The organism is Rhizobium sp. WCS2018Hpa-16 (assembly GCF_031843705.1).
In the GTDB taxonomy this organism is placed as follows: Bacteria; Pseudomonadota; Alphaproteobacteria; order Rhizobiales; family Rhizobiaceae; genus Agrobacterium; species Agrobacterium tumefaciens_C.
In genome coordinates, this window is the sequence record NZ_JAVTIX010000002.1 from 443,574 (window position 1) to 460,084 (window position 16,511).

Genomic DNA, 16,511 nt, shown 5'->3' on the forward strand with positions numbered 1-16,511 from the left:
ATGACGTCGATCATACCCTCACTTTCCCCAAGCCAGATTGCGAAAGTTTCGACAGTCCAGATTGCGGCCTGGTCATCCGAGGATATGGGGGCGCTCTCCACCGAGCAGGTCAAGGCGCTGTCCTCCAGGCAGATCAACGTTCTAAGTTCAGACCAGATTGCGGCCATGGAAACGCAAGATCTGGGGGCAATGTCGCCCAAACAGCTGAGCGCGATTTCCGCGAACGCCGTGGTTGGGCTGTCGCTGGACCATATTGCAGTTCTGGACAAGATTTCCGTTGCCAGCTTTGGCGCCGCCCAGGTTGCTGCCCTGACGACCGCGCAGGTTGCACGGCTGACGACCAATCAGGCCGAGGCCCTGACACCGTCGCAGATCGCGGCCATGAGTTCCCTCCAGATTGCAGCGCTCGACTATGAGGATTTGGCCACATTTTCGATCGCTGACATTGCTGCCATGTCCAGCAAGGGCATTGCGGGACTGGACACGACGTCTGTGCGCTTCCTATCCAATGCGCAGATCGCGGCTTTCAGTGCTGCAGCTATTCCAGGGTTGAGCACCGGAACGCTCACCGCATTGACCGACGAACAGCTAGCTGCGCTCAACACGGCGGCAATTTCGAATTTGACATCAGACCAGCTCGGCAGCCTAAGCTCCGGGCAGATTGGCGCATTTACCTCAGCCCAGGTGGCGGCCCTGAAGGCCGTTCAGATCGGCGCTCTGGGAGCAGGCTATATCGCCAATCTTTCTGCAGCTGGTATTGCAGGATTAAGCACGACAGCCATCGCCAGCATGTCGACAGCGCAGGTTGCCGCCCTTTCGGATGACCAGATAGCAGCGCTGACCACGAAGCAGGTCGGCGCTTTCAGATCGACGCAGATCACTGCCCTCTCGTCTACCGGCTTTGCGGCTCTTACTCCCGCGCAGATTGCAGCCTTGAGTACGAGGACGATTTCTGCACTGACCGGCGACCAGATCGAGGCCCTGACCTCCGCGCAGGCGGAAGCCCTGACGTCTGCGCAGATCAAGGTGTTGAGTTCTGACCAGATTGCGAAGCTGGAGGCGGAAGATATCGCCAGGTTCTCGACGGCCGATATTGCTGCGATCACGGCAGCGGCTGTTGGCGGTTTGGGCTCCGCCATCATCCAATCGCTTTCCACCGCACAGGTCGCAGCGTTTAGCACCAGTGCCTTTTCCAGACTGACCCCGGCTCAGATCGGGGCGCTGGATACGACCCGGCTCGCGGCGCTGACCGCCAGCCAACTTTCAGTAATGACATCTGTTCAGGCGGCCGCAATTCTGTCGGACGATGTTGTGGCGCTCTCGACATCAGCACTCGGCTCACTCTCGGGCAAAGCAGTCTCCGGCTTCAGCGCTGCTGTCGTTGCAAGCTTGACATCCACCCAGATCGCCGCATTGGCGACAGGTGCGGTCGCCAGGCTGACCACCGAACAGCTGGCGGCGCTCTCGACAGACCGGGTTGGCGCGCTGACCGCGTTGCAGGTCAAAGCCTTTAGCTCATTGCAGATCGGCGCTCTGAGTGCCGATGGTATAAAGACGTTTTCGGCCGCTGACATTGCCGCCATTTCCACCAGGGCTATCTCGGGCCTGAGCACGGAAGCTGTTGCCGCACTGACATCGGATCAGATCAAGGCACTCACCACCGCAACAGTTGCAGTGTTTTCCTCCGAACAGTTCAATGCGCTGACAGGCGATCAGTTGAAGGCTCTGACGACCAAGCAACTGAGCTCGATCAAAGCTGCTCACATCAAATCGCTGTCAACGGATGATGTCTCTTCGCTGTTGCCTGCCCAGATCGCATCACTGGCAACTGCAGCTATTGCCGGGATGTCAACGGCACAGATTGGCTCCCTGACGACACTGCAATTGACAGCCTTGACCCCAGCACAGGTGAAAGCGCTGACAGCCACGCAGTTGTCGGTGTTGAATTCGGAGGACCTTGCCACATTTTCGGCGGAAGATATGGCCGCCATAAGCGCGAAAGCCATTCAGGGCATTACGTCGGGAACATTGGCGTCTCTGACGTCAGACAAGATTGCTGCGCTCAGCCCAGCGGCCATTCCCGGGCTGACAACAGGTCAGTTCGATGCGCTGACCACCTCGCAACTTGCCAGCCTCACCGCCGCTCAGGCCGTGATGTTGAATTCGGCCCAGTTGGGCACGCTCGGATCTGCAGATGTTGCCGCACTGAAGGTAGAAGCGGTGGCTGGCTTGAGCACCGCCGCAATTCCAGGCCTTTCGACCACCGCCATTGCAGCTCTCACGCCTTTGATGATCGCGGCCCTACGCCCGAGTGCAATGGCGACGCTGACCAGCGACCAGGTCTCGGCCATGACGTCTGAGCAGGTCGGCGCATTAACGACGGCGCAGGTCAAGCTCCTCACATCCACCCAAATTGCGGCTTTGTCTCCAAGAGCCGTTGCGGCACTTTCAACGGTTCAGATACCGGCAATTGCCACCAAGGCGCTTGCTGGCTTTTCAGCCGGTCAGATCACCGATCTCACAACAGGGCAAATCGCCTCCCTGACCCCATCGCAAATTTCTGCCTTGACCTCCTCACAGCTTGGGGGACTGAAGCCGGAAGACATTGCGGCGATATCTGTCGCCGGAATTCAAGCGCTGACCGCCGGTGGCATTGCAGGATTGTCAAACGAAGTGATCAACGGGCTTACCACCGACAAGATCGCGGCGCTGAGCGTCGGCGCTGTCGGCGCGTTGACGTCCGCCCAGATCGAGGCACTTTCGACCCTACAGGTCGATGCCTTGAAGGCGCTCCAGATCGCTGGCCTGAAGTCGACGCAGGTCGCTGTGCTGTCGACCGAGGACCTCGCCACGTTCTCGACGGAGGAACTGGCGGCACTGAGTGCAAAAGGCGTCACAGGCTTGAGTACCGCCAACATCGCGGCGTTGACGCCAGACATGACGAAAGCCTTGTCAACGGCGGCCATTGCCAACCTGACATCGGATCAGATCGGCGCTCTGGCTACAGCGCAACTGCAAGCGATGACGAATGAACAGATTGGCGCGTTGACATCGACCCAGGTCGCAGTGCTCAGCCCTACGATGATGGCGGCGCTGACGTCCGACCAGCTCGCAGCGATGCGCCCCACTTCGGTGACCAGTCTGACCGACCCGCAGCTTAAAGCACTGACGCCTTCGCAGATATCCGTGCTTTCCACCAAGCAGATCTCCGGTTTAAGCTCGACGCAGGTTTCTGCGATGAGCACGGCGCAGATTGCTGCGATGACCAACGACCAGATTTCAGCGTTGAGCACAGCCGGCGTCGGAGGGCTTTCGAGCAAGCATATCGGGGCCCTTTCCCCCAATCAGGTCGAAGCGCTGAACAGCAATCAGATTGCGGCGATGACCAATGAGCAGATGGAAGGTTTCGGTGCCGACGACATCGAAAAATTCTCTGCAAATGAGCTTTCCGTCATCCGTTCGACTGCTATCTCAGGCATATCCACGGCCGTTCTGTCATCGCTCAGGCCCGAAACCATTGCAGAACTGAGTGCAGCCGGCGTTTCAGGCCTGACCACCAGGCAGGTGGCAGCACTGACGTCCACGCAGATTCCTGCGTTGAAGACCGGACAGGTTGCCGCGTTGACCGGCGAGCAGGTGGCCGTGCTGCGGACACAGGACATCGCCGCGCTGACGACCGCACAGATGGCCGCGTTCAGCGCAGGAGGGATTACCGGGCTGACAACCGCGCAGATCACGGTCCTGGATTCCGATCAGGTCGAGGCTCTGACCGCGGTGCAGGTCGGTGCATTGAACTCTGTTCAGCTTCGCGCGCTTGGAACGGCGGGTATCGCCACATTCACGAATGCCGAGATCGGTGCGATCAATGCCGCCGTTATCGACAGCTTGCCAACGAGCACAATCGCCAGTCTCACGACTGACCAGATCGCATCCTTGAGCACGACAGCTGTTGCAAGCCTGACGACCGCGCAGGTCGATGCACTGAGCACCGGCCATATAGCCGCCCTTTCGACCAAGCAGGTCGCAGCCCTCACAGCCAAACAGCTGGGTGCTTTCAGCACCTCTGACCTTCAATCCATGACGGCAAACGGTCTTGGCGCAATCAGCCCCGCAGCCATTGTCGGGCTGTCGACAGCAGACCTTTCCGTTCTTCCGAATGAGACGGTAACATCATTCAGCAGTGCCGCGATTGCAGGTCTGTCGACTGCGCAGGTGGCAAGCCTGACATCGACCCAGCTCACGGCACTCCTGACCGGACAGGTTGCCGCATTGACGTCTGGCCAGGTTGCGGCCCTTGGCGCCAGTACCGGTTTCCTCAGCACGTATCAGATAGCGGCACTGAGCACGAATGGCGTGGCAGGATTGTCTAGCGCCCAGCTTGCTGCCTTGACCACGGTGCAGACCGAGGCCTTGACGTCGGCGCAGGTGGCTGCGCTTAGCTCTGCGCAGGTGGCTGCGCTGGGTAGTGAGGATTTTGCCGTGTTTTCCTCAAGGGAAATTCAGGCCTTGTCCAGCAGCGCAGTTTCGGGACTATCCATCACCACGCTGGCGGCACTTGAACCAAGCATTATTGCGGCTCTGGCATCGACCGCTATTCCAGGTCTTTCGACAGCCCAGATTGCCGCTCTGAACTCGAATCAGATTGCCGCATTGACGACATCACAGATTGCAGCCCTGGGCTCCAAGCAGGTCGCTGCATTGGGTACGGTGGGCGCTTCGGCGCTCACCACCTCGCAAATTTCAGCTCTCAGCACCATCGGAATACCCGGCCTGTCTGCCGCGCAGGTCTCCGCGCTGTCCGCCGCCCAGATCGAAGCTCTCAAATCCGATCAGGTGGCAGTATTGACCGCGACGCAGGTGGCGGGTCTGGATGCGGCCGATCTGGGCGTATTCACCACTGCGGAACTCGCGGTGTTGAGCTCGAGTGCTATTCTTGGTCTTTCCTCCGAGACACTGGCTGGACTTTCCGCCGACCGCCTTTCCGTTCTCGGCACCGCCAGCGTATCCGGCCTCTCAACCGCGCAGATCGCATCGCTGACGTCTGACCAGCTGCCCGGGCTGACCACGGCGCAGGTCGCATCGCTCGGCTCAAGGCAGATTGCCGCGCTGAGTTCAGCCTCGGTCGGATTGCTGACGACGAGCCAGATTGCCGCCTTGAGCACCGCCGGTGTTACCGGGCTTTCAAGCGCCCAGATCGCTGCCATGTCGACCGTACAGATCGAGGCGCTGACTTCGACGCAGGTGGCTGCACTGACCTCCGCACAGATTGGCGCGCTGGGTTCCGATGACTTTGCCGCCCTTTCCACCGCAGACCTTGCATCTTTGACATCGAGCGCCATTCAGGGGATCTCGACCCAAACGCTGGCAGGTCTTCCCAAGGAGCGGATTGCGGTTCTTGGAACCGCCAGCATCTCCGGTCTTTCCACCGCGCAGATTGCTTCGCTGACGATGGCGCAGCTGGAAGCCCTGAGCACAGGACAGGTTGCCGCTCTCGGCTCCAGACAGATCGCGGCGCTTGGAACAGCAGGCGTGCAGACCCTGTCTGTCGCACAGGTCATGGCCCTGAGCACGGCGGCAATTGCCGGGCTTTCCACCGACCAGATCGTTGTATTGCCAACCGACAAGGTGGAAGCCCTGAAACCTGCCCAGGTGGCGGCGCTGTCTTCCACGCAACTCTCGGCCTTCGGTAGTGACGATATCGATGTGCTTTCCACAGATGATCTTGCGGCACTGCCCGCCCATGTCATTCAAGGAATGTCCACCGAAGCACTTGCCGCCATGTCACCCGCCCGCATCGCCATTTTGAGCCCCGCTGGCGTCTCAGGGCTGACCAGCGGCCAGATTTCGGCACTGAGCCCAGATCAGGTGGAAGCATTCACCAGCAGTCAGGTAGCGGCACTCACTTCCCGCCAACTTGCCGCATTGGGTCTGGATGATCTGAACACCTTCTCTCCGACCGACCTTGCCGCCATCAGCGCGGGTGCGATCGCGGGCATTTCGACGGCAATACTGGTAGCGCTGCCAACCGAGACGATCAAAGCGCTCAGCGCAGCTGCTATTCCCGGCCTCTCCGTCTCGCAGATTGCGGCGTTGAACGTGGATCAGATCAGCGTCCTGTCTACGGGGCAGGTGGCTGCTTTCACGTCGCAGCAGGTTGCAGCTCTCGAAACAGCTGACATCATCGCCCTCTCCACGGGCCAGATCGCGGCTCTCAGCACCGCCGGTGTTGCTGGTCTATCCAGCGCGCAGGTGGCGGCGATGACGCTGGAACAGGTTCATATTCTAACCACCGCGCAGGTCGGTGCCTTGACCTCCACGGCGATTGCCGGACTGACGGCGGAAGAACTTGAAACGATGAGTGCTGCGCAGATATCTGCCATCAGTTCCTCGGCAATCGCTGGGCTGGCAACAGGCTTCATATCCGGGCTTTCCGCCGCAGAAATCTCGGCCATGGGAACGCGTGGCATTGCTGGCCTGACGGCCCAGCAGGTTGCAACCCTCAGTTCCTATCAGCTCGAAGGACTGTCGACCGCGCAGATCGCGGCGCTGAGCGCCGATGGTATTTCCGGACTGACAACCGCCGGCATGGCGACCTTCTCGACGGCAGATATTGCAGCCATTGGGCCATCTGCCATCCGGGGTCTGAAGACCGCGATCATTGCGGGCCTGACAACAGACGACATCAGGGTGCTGACACCTGCGCAGGTTGGCGGGCTGGGTTACAACCAGATCGCGACATTGACCACGGCGCAGGTGGATGCTCTTTCCACGATGCAGCTGGGCGCGCTGAACGCCATCCAGACCGCAGCGCTGGGAACCGACGATATCGCCCTGTTCACGACCGAAGACATCGCGGCTCTTGGCACAAGCGGGGTGGCTGGCCTGACGACGAGCGTCATTGCAGCGCTGACCACGGCGCAAAGCGAGGCCCTGACACCGGCACAGGTGGGCGCATTGACGGCGTCCCAGGTCGGAAGTCTGTCGAAGGACAATATTGCGAAATTCTCAACCGAAGATATCGCCGCCTTCAGCTCGGCAGGGGTGTCAGGTCTTTCCACCGGTACGTTGGTCAGCCTGTCCAGCCAGCAGATCGATACCCTGTTGAACACGCATATGGGTGCGCTGACGCCGACCCAGGTTTCCGCGATCATCGGCTCCTATATTGACTGATGAAGAAACGCTTGCGCGCAATCTTTAACAGCCATCCGGGAAATGCTCGCGCAAGCTTCGCCGTCTAGTTTGCTATCGAGGCCAGAAGGTCTCGGTTCTTCGAATGACGGTGCGGACAGAATGAATCTGTTAAATCAATTTCCACAGGTTTTAAAAAATTTCGCGGCCCTCGGGCAGACGCGGCTTTTGATGCTGGGTGGTGTGGGCGTTTTGTCCATGGCAATCGTCCTTGCGGCTGCGCTCTACGTAAACAAGCCTGCCTATGAGACGCTCTATGTCGGCCTGGAAACGATGGATCTGAACAAGATCAGCATCGCTCTTGCCGAATCGAACGTTGATTTCCAGGTTGGTAGCGATGGCACGAGCCTTCAGGTTCCCGTGGGCATGACCAGCAAGGCTCGCCTGCTGCTGGCCGAACGCGGTCTGCCTGATAGCGCCAATGCAGGCTACGAGCTTTTCGATAGCGTCGGCTCACTCGGCCTCACATCCTTCATGCAGGAAGTGACCCGGGTTCGCGCGCTTGAAGGCGAAATCGGCCGCTCCATTCAGCAGATTGACGGCGTTGCCGCTGCACGCGTCCACATCGTCATGCCGGATGTCGGCAATTTCCGCCGCGGAGAGCAGAAGCCGACCGCCTCTGTCATGATCCGCGCCAGCGCCACCGCAGGCCGCAAGGCCGCATCCTCCATTCGCCACCTCGTTGCCTCGGCTGTTCCCGGCCTTGAAGTCGATGATGTGACGCTGCTCGACTCCACCGGCCAGCTTCTCGCTTCAGGCGATGATGTCGGCAACGGCGCACTGAACCGCTCGCTTACACTGGCACAGAACGTGCAGCAGGAACTTGAAACGAAAATCGACAAGGCGCTTGCGCCATTCCTCGGCATGGACAACTTCCGCTCTACGGTGACCGCCGAGCTGAACACCGATAGCCAGCAGATCCAGGAAACGGTCTTCGATCCCGAATCACGTGTCGAACGCTCTGTACGCACGACCAAGGAAGACCAGAAGTCTCAGGAAACAACGCCTGATTCGGCTGCGACGGTTGAGCAGAACGTGCCGCAAGCTGCGCCACAGGGCGGCGGCGGCGGTCCCAAGTCTTCCGACGAATCGGCCAAGAAAGAGGAGCAGACCAACTACGAGATCAACTCCAAGACGACAGCCACGGTTCGCAATGGCTACACCGTCAACAAGGTTTCCATCGCCGTCGTGGTCAACAAGGGCCGCCTTGCCAAGATGATTGGCGAATCCTCTGATCAGGCCAAGGTCGATGCCTATCTGGCCGAAATGCAGAAGATCGTTGCCTCTGCAGCCGGTATCTCGACCGATCGTGGCGACATCGTCACCATCACCGCAATGGACTTCCTCGAAACACAGCTTCTGGACCAGGCAATTGCCGGACCGGGCGTCATGGAAGTTCTCAGCCGCAACTCGGCTGGCATCATCAACTCGGTTGCCTTCGTCATCGTCGCCTTCCTCGTAGTCTGGCTGGGTGTTCGTCCGATGGTTCGCTCGATCTCCGGTGGAAGCACATCCACCGCAGAGCTTGCCCAGGAAGCAGGTGGCCTGGAACTGCCAGACTTCTCTCCAGGCATAGGCGAATCCAGCGGCGGTGGCCTCATGGACGGCTTCGGTTCGGACTTCGGCTTCGACAGTGCCGACGACCTTCTCTCCGGCGACAATGGCGATGGCGACTTCAATCGCCGGGTTCGCGAAGGACCGGAGCGCCGCCTCTCGCGCATGGTGGAAATCAGCGAGGAACGCGCCGCCAAGATCTTGCGCAAGTGGGCAATCGAAAAAGCAGCATAACAGGAAGGCCGGTATCACACCGGCCTTCTGCCGTTTTATCACTTGCATCAAATCGGCACACATGTTCTCCTTTGGGACGTCGTTTATAAATGGTTAACCAGCTCCATACTTTACCTTGGAATAGTGAAATCAACTCTGTGCGAGGCGCAGAACATGAATATGATTTCGGCAAGAGATTCAGGAGATAAAAACGGGGGATGCCGCCGGCAGGCAATGGTTTTTCCCGTAGCGTCTTCTAAAATAAAGTGATTCGGTCGCCAGGTGCGCAATTCGCAGTTTGTGGTTGTGTTCCTGAATGGAAATGATTTCCATCCCGGTTAAAATATCTCCGAATGGAGAGTAAGAGGGCGTAGGCTATTGAAGGTGGATTTTGATGTTCGCAGGCTCTCTGCTGTGCCGTTTGACAGGTCGGTGAAGTCATTGCCGCGCGATCAGTTGGTGAGGAACCTCGCGCTTGCGGCTGCTGACAGCAACGTTACAGCGGCGGTCGAGATGCTTGCGTCCTTTGCTGGCGCGGCTCACTATCTGCTGGCCCGCGAAGACCTGTTGCAGGAAGCCGGGCTGAACTTCATCATCACGTCCGACTGGCCGTTCGATCTGGTGCGCAGGCTGAGCCTTGAGCTGACCAACAATCAGAACCGCGTCAGCGAAATGGAAAAATGCCTGGCGCTCTTGAAGCCAAGGATGCTTTTCCTTCCCGAAGATGCCGTCATTCCCCATGGTGTGAACCCGCAATATTGCGCAATCACCTTCTGTGTTGGTCGCGTCAGGTTCTCTCTTCTGCTGCTGTTTGCTGAGGATAGCGTGCCCGTGGATGATCGGCTGCGGGAGGCAGGCATGCTGGCAGGATATTTCGCCAGCTCCGGTGTCGTGGCCGAATCGCGTGTCGAGCGCGACATCGATCTGACCGAGCGCGAGCTTGAGTGCCTTTTCTGGATTGCCGAGGGCAAGACCAGCGATGAAATGGCGACGATCCTGGGAATTTCCCGCAATACAATCAACAACTACATCACCAGTGTCATGCGCAAGACCGCAACCAAGACCCGCTCCGAGGCCATTGCCTATGCGGTCCGCAACAATCTGGTATAGGGGCGCATCAGATGGGGTATTACAAGGGTTCCGACGGCGCCACAGAGCTGGTCTCGCCGCCACGCACAGGCTCGTCTGCCAGCCGTTCTGATCTGTTTCCCAGGCTGGTGGCCATACAGCGCGTTTTAGGCGCGAAGAACTTCGTCGTGGTTCGGGCCATCGCATCGGGCTTTCCCAATAAGCGCAAGCTGTTTTGCGAGATGGAAAACTGGGGCATCAGCGCCAACGAACAAAGCGCACGCCTCGTTCATGCCATGGGAGATCGTCTTCTGGATCACCTGGAGCGATCCCTGCTGCCCGTGACCTGGAAAAGCGACAGAGGCGGCGGCTTTGCCGATATTCCCGATGTGCCTGCTCTCATGGTTCGGCTTCTCAACGAAGAACTGTCCTATGCCGGATTGGCGCTTCCGGTTCGCCTCGGCACGATTGGCAACGGCTATGTCGTGTTCTGCGGAACAAACCTTTTGCTGGACAACGAAGTCGTCCTTGAGCAGCACATAAAATGCACCGAGATCATGGTGGATCTGCTGGCCCTCGATGAACGGCGTGTGACACCGGCGGAATCGCTCAGCGAACGGGAAGTGGCGTGCCTGCAACTTGCAGGTGATGGCCGCATCAGCGAAGAGATCGCCGTCAAGCTTGGTCTGTCGGTTCACACCGTCAACGCCTATCTCGGATCAGCCACCATCAAGCTGGATTCCGTCAACCGAATCCAGGCGATCGCGAAGGCGATCCGGATGGGCTACATCCACTAGAACGTCCCATTCAACACGGAAATCCATCTGCCGGGATCACCCTGAACAGACGGATTGTGTTAACGCTTTCCTACACTCTGTTTTATCGGCCTGACGTCTCCCAGACATCAGGCCGATTTTTTATCATCTTTCGTCGAACGGGGCAGTGCGGGGAGGCAGGGCAGGGACGTCGAAATGATCAGGCGTCTCGCCTGATTTCGCCCTGCCGGCCATCATCTGAAAGGCCGTTTCCAGATGGCGGCAATAGCGTTCCGCATCGAAAAGCGGTTTTACAAAACGGTTCGCATCAATGCGGGCTCTGATGTCCTTCAGCGCCTCAGGATTCTGCGCGAATGCAACGGCCATGTCTGCATAGGCCTCCTCATCCTCGGCAATCAGTTCCGGCGCTCCGATGGCATGCAGCAGGCTTTCACTGACGCGGGAAGCGAAGTTCGTGCCCTTCATCGTCAGCACGGGCAGGCCTGACCAGAGCTGCTCCGACGTTGTCGTGTGGCCGTTGACGGGGAAGGTGTCGAGGCCGAGATCGGCAACCGTGATACGGTTAAGGTGAAGCTCGAACTCCAGCTTGTTCATGAAGAACACACGCTTTGCCGGAATGCTCAGCTCCAGGAACTTGGCGAGAATGTTCTTTTTGCTGTCCTGGCTGTTGTGCAGAATCCAGATGACGCTATTGGGCGTGCGCTTCAGGATATTGCCCCAGGCCTGAATGGTTTTCGGGGTAATTTTGCGGTTCGCATTGAAGGATGCGAAAACGAAGGCGTCTTCCGGCAGGCCCACATCGGCACGGCTCATCTGCTTTGCCAGCGGACGGTTGACGGGGTCGTTTGGCTGATAGGTATCCGGCAACCGCACGAATTTCTCGTAGTAATGCGGCTTGGAGCTATCGGGCAGAACATAGTGGTCGCCGATGACGTAATCGAGGTCGACATTGACGGTGGAGCCCGGAAAGCCGATCCACGCAACATGAACGGGTGCCGCGCCCATATTGAGAATGGCTGTGCGGTTGCCCGCCGTGTGACCCTTGAGGTCGACCAGAATATCGATGTTGCGGGCCTTGATGGTGGCCAGCGCCTCTTCATTGGTCATCTCTCTGATGGTCACGACGTCGCCCCACAGGCTGCGGTCGGCCTCGTTCGTTTGCAGGAGATCCGGGTCGGAGTGGCAAAACAGCGTGACCTCGAAGCGGTCACGATCGTGCAGCTCCAGCACGCGACGGATGAGCTTCATGGTCGCATGCTTGTCGAACAAGTCGGAGGAGAGGTAGCCGATGCGGATCTTCTCGCCCCATGTGTGAGGCATCTGGTGCCGCTTGACGGTCATCTCGGGGCTGAAGACCGGCGTGTTGCTGCGGGCTATCTGGTTGATGTGTTCGTCAGCACTCCAGTGGAGATTGAAGAACGTGCCATCAAGCGCAATGAAATCGGTCTCTCCGGCTGCCACGGCTGCATCGATGATGGGCTGATGAAGCTCGATTGCGTCGTACTTGCTGTGTTCGCGGCAGAATACGAGATACATCAGACGCACGGCCTGCTGGCGCGGCAGCTTTGCAAGAAGCAGGCGGGCGGTATCGATATCGCGCGGGTCGAACAGATCCCATGTGGTGATGGCTATGCGCGCGCCGAGCTTGATGTGATCGATCTTGTCGCTCTTCATCAGGATGCTTTTCAGCGCACGGGCAATCTTCTGCTCACCGCGCTCGAGCAGTATCGTGCCAACGATATAGGTGATGTCCGGGTGCCTGTGGAAGCGGTGGATAAGCCTGTTGGAAAGGGCCAGTGCCTTGTCCTTCTGGCCGCCGTCGAAGTAGAGTTTGATGGCCTCAACGAGATAGCTTTCGGCTTCCATGCCGCCCTGCTCGAACGCAAGCTCATAGGACGTTGCGGCTTGTTCCGGCATGCCGATTTGCAGGCAGGTCTTTGCCAGAAGAGCATAGGTCCGTGCGTCGCGCTTGGTATCGATCAGCCTGTTCAGCGTTGCCAGTGCCTGCGTATATTGCCCTGTCTTGAAGTGCTTGGATGCCGCGGAGTAGCTGATTTCATTCAACATTTTTTTTGTTCGATCCTCTTGCCATCGTCGCTGCAGGCGTAAGCCCAAGACGGACACAGATGTAGCCGTTTCAAAATTTCTAATGAAAGATACGCGCTGAAGCTTGCTTGAAGCAGGACTTTGCGAGGCGCCGACCATTCCAAATGGAACAGCCTTAACCATGGCCGTTTGTCCAAAATTAACCATCAGAATCAACAGCTATAGGTCTATCTCCGAAATTAAGGACTTGGAAATGCTTGCCGCGCATTTTCAATCCTGCGTGACGGGTTTGGTGTCCATGGAATTGGAACCGAGTGGCATGATGCCGAACCGTTCGCGCCGGTACGAAATCCGGCATGTCCCTCTCTTGTACCGCGTTTTTAAGGGGCAACTTATGTCTAGCATCAACTTCAACTCTTCCGCCAGCAACGCACTCCAGACACTGCGTGGCATCAACAACAACCTCGGCAAGACCCAGGACCGCGTTTCGACCGGCCTCAAGATTGGCGACGCTTCTGACGGTGCGGCTTACTGGTCCATCGCGACGACGATGAAGTCTGACAACAAGGCACTCGGCGCAGCAACGGATGCACTCGGCATCGGTGCAGCCAAGGTCGACACGGCTTATGCCGCCATGGACAGCGCGATTGACGTTGTCAACGAAATCAAGGCAAAGCTGACAACCGCCAGCGAAAGCTCTGTCAACAAGGACCAGGTCCAGCTCGAAGTTAAGAAGCTTCAGGAACAGCTGACAGCTATCGGCCAGGCAGCATCCTTCAACGGCGAAAACTGGGCAGTTCAGTCTTCCACGTCTTCGAAGACAACAGTTGTGGACGGCTTCATTCGTAACACCGACGGCACCGTAAAGGTGACGAACGCGTCGTTCGACTCTGGCTCTTATGCCATGTTCAGCACGATTGACGGCGGCGTCGGCAGCGGCGGTGTTCTGGCTGGCGTTATGACGATTGCTCTTACGAGCGTCATGACACAGGGTCAGATCGACGACTTCCTGACGACTGTTGAGACAGCGCTCAGCGAATTGACCGATGGCGCAGCGGCTCTCGGTGCTCTGTCCAAGCGTATCGATCTTCAGGACGCATATTCCAGCAAGCTTAGCGACGCTATGGAAGCCGGTGTAAGCAAACTGGTCGACGCCGACATGGAAGAAGAATCGGCTCGCCTCTCTGCTCTGCAGACACAGCAGCAGCTGGCAGTACAGGCGCTCTCGATCGCCAACTCCAGCTCCGACAGCCTGCTCACACTCTTCCGTTAAGACGAGTTTCAGCTCTGAAATACGAAGGTCGGACCGCGAGGTCCGGCCTTTTTCGTTGTTCGTTAACAAAGTATTACCAAATTATTTTCAAAATTAACTAAAAATTTATACAATATTTGGAAGTCCTTAACCTTAATGGGTTTAGATCGGTCTATCGAAACGACGGCCGAATGTTAACTATATTGCTCGGCAGGCATGAAGCTGATCGTCGTTTACCGGTAAAGGCCGGAATGTCCCTTCAATTTACTTGCCAAAGGGGCAATTAATACTATGACCAGCATCCTGACCAACACTTCTGCTATGTCTGCACTGCAGACCCTTCGCTCAATCAACAGCGACCTTTCCACAACGCAGGACCGCGTTTCTTCTGGTGAAAGGGTCGGCAAGGCTGCCGATAACGTTGCCTACTGGTCGATTTCCACAACCATGAACTCGGACAACAAAGCGCTCAACGCTGCGACCGACGCTCTGGGTGTTGGTGCCGCGAAAGTTGATACAGCTTACGCCGCCATGGACAGCGCGATCGAGGTCGTCAACGAAATCAAGGCAAAGCTGACAACCGCCAGCGAAACTTCGGTCAACAAGGACCAGGTTCAGCTCGAAATCAAGAAGCTTCAGGAACAGCTGACAGCCATCGGCCAGGCAGCATCCTTCAACGGTGAAAACTGGGCAGTTCGCGGCGCCGCTTCCTCCACAACCGTTGTGGATGGCTTCATCCGCAGCGCCGACGGCACTGTCAAGGTAACAACAGCGACGTTCAACGCTGGCTCCTACGCCCTGTTTGACACAATCGCTGCTGGCGTCGGCAGCAACGGCATCTTGGCTGCCGTTATGACGATTTCTCTGACGAGCGTAACGACTCAGGGCAACATCGACACGTTCCTGACCACAGTTCAGACTGCTCTCGACACGCTTACAGACGGTGCCGCAGCACTCGGTGCTCTGTCATCCCGTATCGACATGCAGGACGACTATTCTGCCAAGCTTAGCGATGCGATCACAGCTGGCGTGAGCCGTCTGGTCGACGCTGACATGGAAGAAGAATCTGCTCGCCTCTCGGCCCTGCAGACACAGCAGCAGCTGGCAGTTCAGTCGCTCTCGATTGCGAACTCCAGCTCCGAAAACATCATGACTCTCTTCAGATAGTCGTTTCACTCTTCAAAACAGAAAGCCGCGCTCTCAGCGCGGCTTTTTTTTATAAAAAAATATTAACCATTCGAATTTAAAATTCTGCATAATTAACAATATGTTATTGATGATTAACCGGGTGGTTCGGTCTTAATGCTTTCTTCAATAAGGTAAAAGAATCCCTACGATTAAATCTTTGTTAACCAAAAACCTGTTTTCTGTGGTCATCGAAACAGCGCACCGAACTCTTAATCGGTAAGCATGAAGCTGCCTGCTGCGTTTCCCGGCTTGACCGGAATGTCCCTTCTTAAAGAATTTGCCAAAGGGGCGACCTGAAGATGACAAGTATTCTGACAAACACCTCTGCAATGTCTGCTCTCCAGACGCTGCGCTCGATCAACATGGACCTCTCCAACACCCAAGATCGCGTCTCGTCTGGTTTCCGCGTTGGTCAGGCCAAGGACAACGTCGCTTACTGGTCCATCTCCACGACGATGAACTCCGACAACAAGGCGCTGAACGCAGCGTCTGACGCTCTGGGTGTTGGCGCTGCAAAGGTTGATACAGCCTATGCCGCCATGGAAAGCGCCATTAGCGCGGTCGACGAAATCAAGGCCAAGCTTGTTACAGCAAGCGAGCAGTCAACCGACAAGGCGCAGATTCAGCTCGAAATCGGCAAGCTTCAGGAACAGCTCTCGGCAATCGCTCAGGGTGCGTCCTTCTCCGGCGAAAACTGGATGGTTCTGGGCAACTCCACCGAAGCAAGCGTCGTTGATGGTTTCATCCGTACATCCAGCGGCGGTGTGAGCGTTACGACCGCGAAATTCAACATTGCATCCTACGCCATGTTCTCCACCATCAATGCCAGCGGCGTTGGCGAGGGTGGTATCCTCGGAAGCGTCATGAGTGTGCAGCTGACCAGCGTTTCCACCCAGGGCGAAATCGACGCCTTCATGACCACCGTCGAAGCTGCAATGAGCGGCCTGACTGACTCGGCTGCCGCTATCGGCGCCCTTCAGACCCGTATCGACCTGCAGGATGCCTATTCCGCGAAATTGTCTGACGCGATGGAAGCCGGTGTGAGCCGTCTGGTCGATGCCGACATGGAAGAAGAATCGGCCAAGCTCTCTGCATTGCAGACGCAGCAGCAGCTCGCGATCCAGTCTCTGTCGATTGCGAACTCCAGCGCGAAAAACATCATGTCGCTCTTCCAGCAGTAAGTTTCTGCTCTTTCACATCAAAACCGCGCCCTCTGAAAAGGAGGC

Annotated in this window: 8 protein-coding genes; 7 read left to right on the forward strand and 1 reads right to left on the reverse strand. The window is 57.5% G+C overall.

The annotated features are described in order from the left end of the window. From RQI55_RS08265 to visR, 4 genes are all read left to right on the forward strand, one after another. Positions 1-7,170 (forward strand): S-layer family protein, encoded by a 7,170-nt coding sequence (locus RQI55_RS08265; RefSeq protein ID WP_243256659.1) that lies wholly within the window; start codon positions 1-3, stop codon positions 7,168-7,170. A 120-nt stretch (positions 7,171-7,290) separates the two neighbouring features. Beyond that, entirely contained in the window at positions 7,291-8,976 is a 1,686-nt protein-coding gene (gene fliF / locus RQI55_RS08270) for a flagellar basal-body MS-ring/collar protein FliF (protein WP_243256658.1), read from the forward strand. A 357-nt stretch (positions 8,977-9,333) separates the two neighbouring features. Beyond that, a complete protein-coding gene (gene visN / locus RQI55_RS08275) occupies positions 9,334-10,065 on the forward strand; it encodes a transcriptional regulator VisN (RefSeq protein ID WP_042618015.1) in 732 nt (243 codons plus the stop codon). Positions 10,066-10,076: 11 nt separating this feature from the next. Further along, positions 10,077-10,820 (forward strand): transcriptional regulator VisR, encoded by a 744-nt coding sequence (gene visR / locus RQI55_RS08280; protein ID WP_243256657.1) that lies wholly within the window; start codon positions 10,077-10,079, stop codon positions 10,818-10,820. A gap of 123 nt (positions 10,821-10,943) precedes the next feature. Here visR and RQI55_RS08285 read toward each other — a convergent pair whose 3' ends face one another. After that, positions 10,944-12,866, reverse strand: coding sequence for a glycosyl transferase (locus RQI55_RS08285; RefSeq protein WP_311272462.1), 1,923 nt, complete (start codon positions 12,864-12,866; stop codon positions 10,944-10,946). 373 nt (positions 12,867-13,239) lie between these two features. On the opposite strand from RQI55_RS08285, the gene RQI55_RS08290 reads away from it, so the two are divergent. The 3 genes from RQI55_RS08290 to RQI55_RS08300 all read left to right on the forward strand — a co-directional run bounded on the left by RQI55_RS08290 (position 13,240) and on the right by RQI55_RS08300 (position 16,466). Continuing rightward, a complete protein-coding gene (locus RQI55_RS08290; protein ID WP_042618081.1) occupies positions 13,240-14,118 on the forward strand; it encodes a flagellin in 879 nt (292 codons plus the stop codon). 270 nt (positions 14,119-14,388) lie between these two features. Next, positions 14,389-15,264 (forward strand): flagellin, encoded by an 876-nt coding sequence (locus RQI55_RS08295; protein WP_192063413.1) that lies wholly within the window; start codon positions 14,389-14,391, stop codon positions 15,262-15,264. A 320-nt stretch (positions 15,265-15,584) separates the two neighbouring features. Then, positions 15,585-16,466 carry a flagellin gene (locus RQI55_RS08300; protein ID WP_042618019.1) on the forward strand — a complete coding sequence of 294 codons (882 nt, stop codon included), beginning with the start codon at positions 15,585-15,587 and terminating at the stop codon, positions 16,464-16,466. The last annotated feature ends 45 nt before the right edge of the window (positions 16,467-16,511 follow it).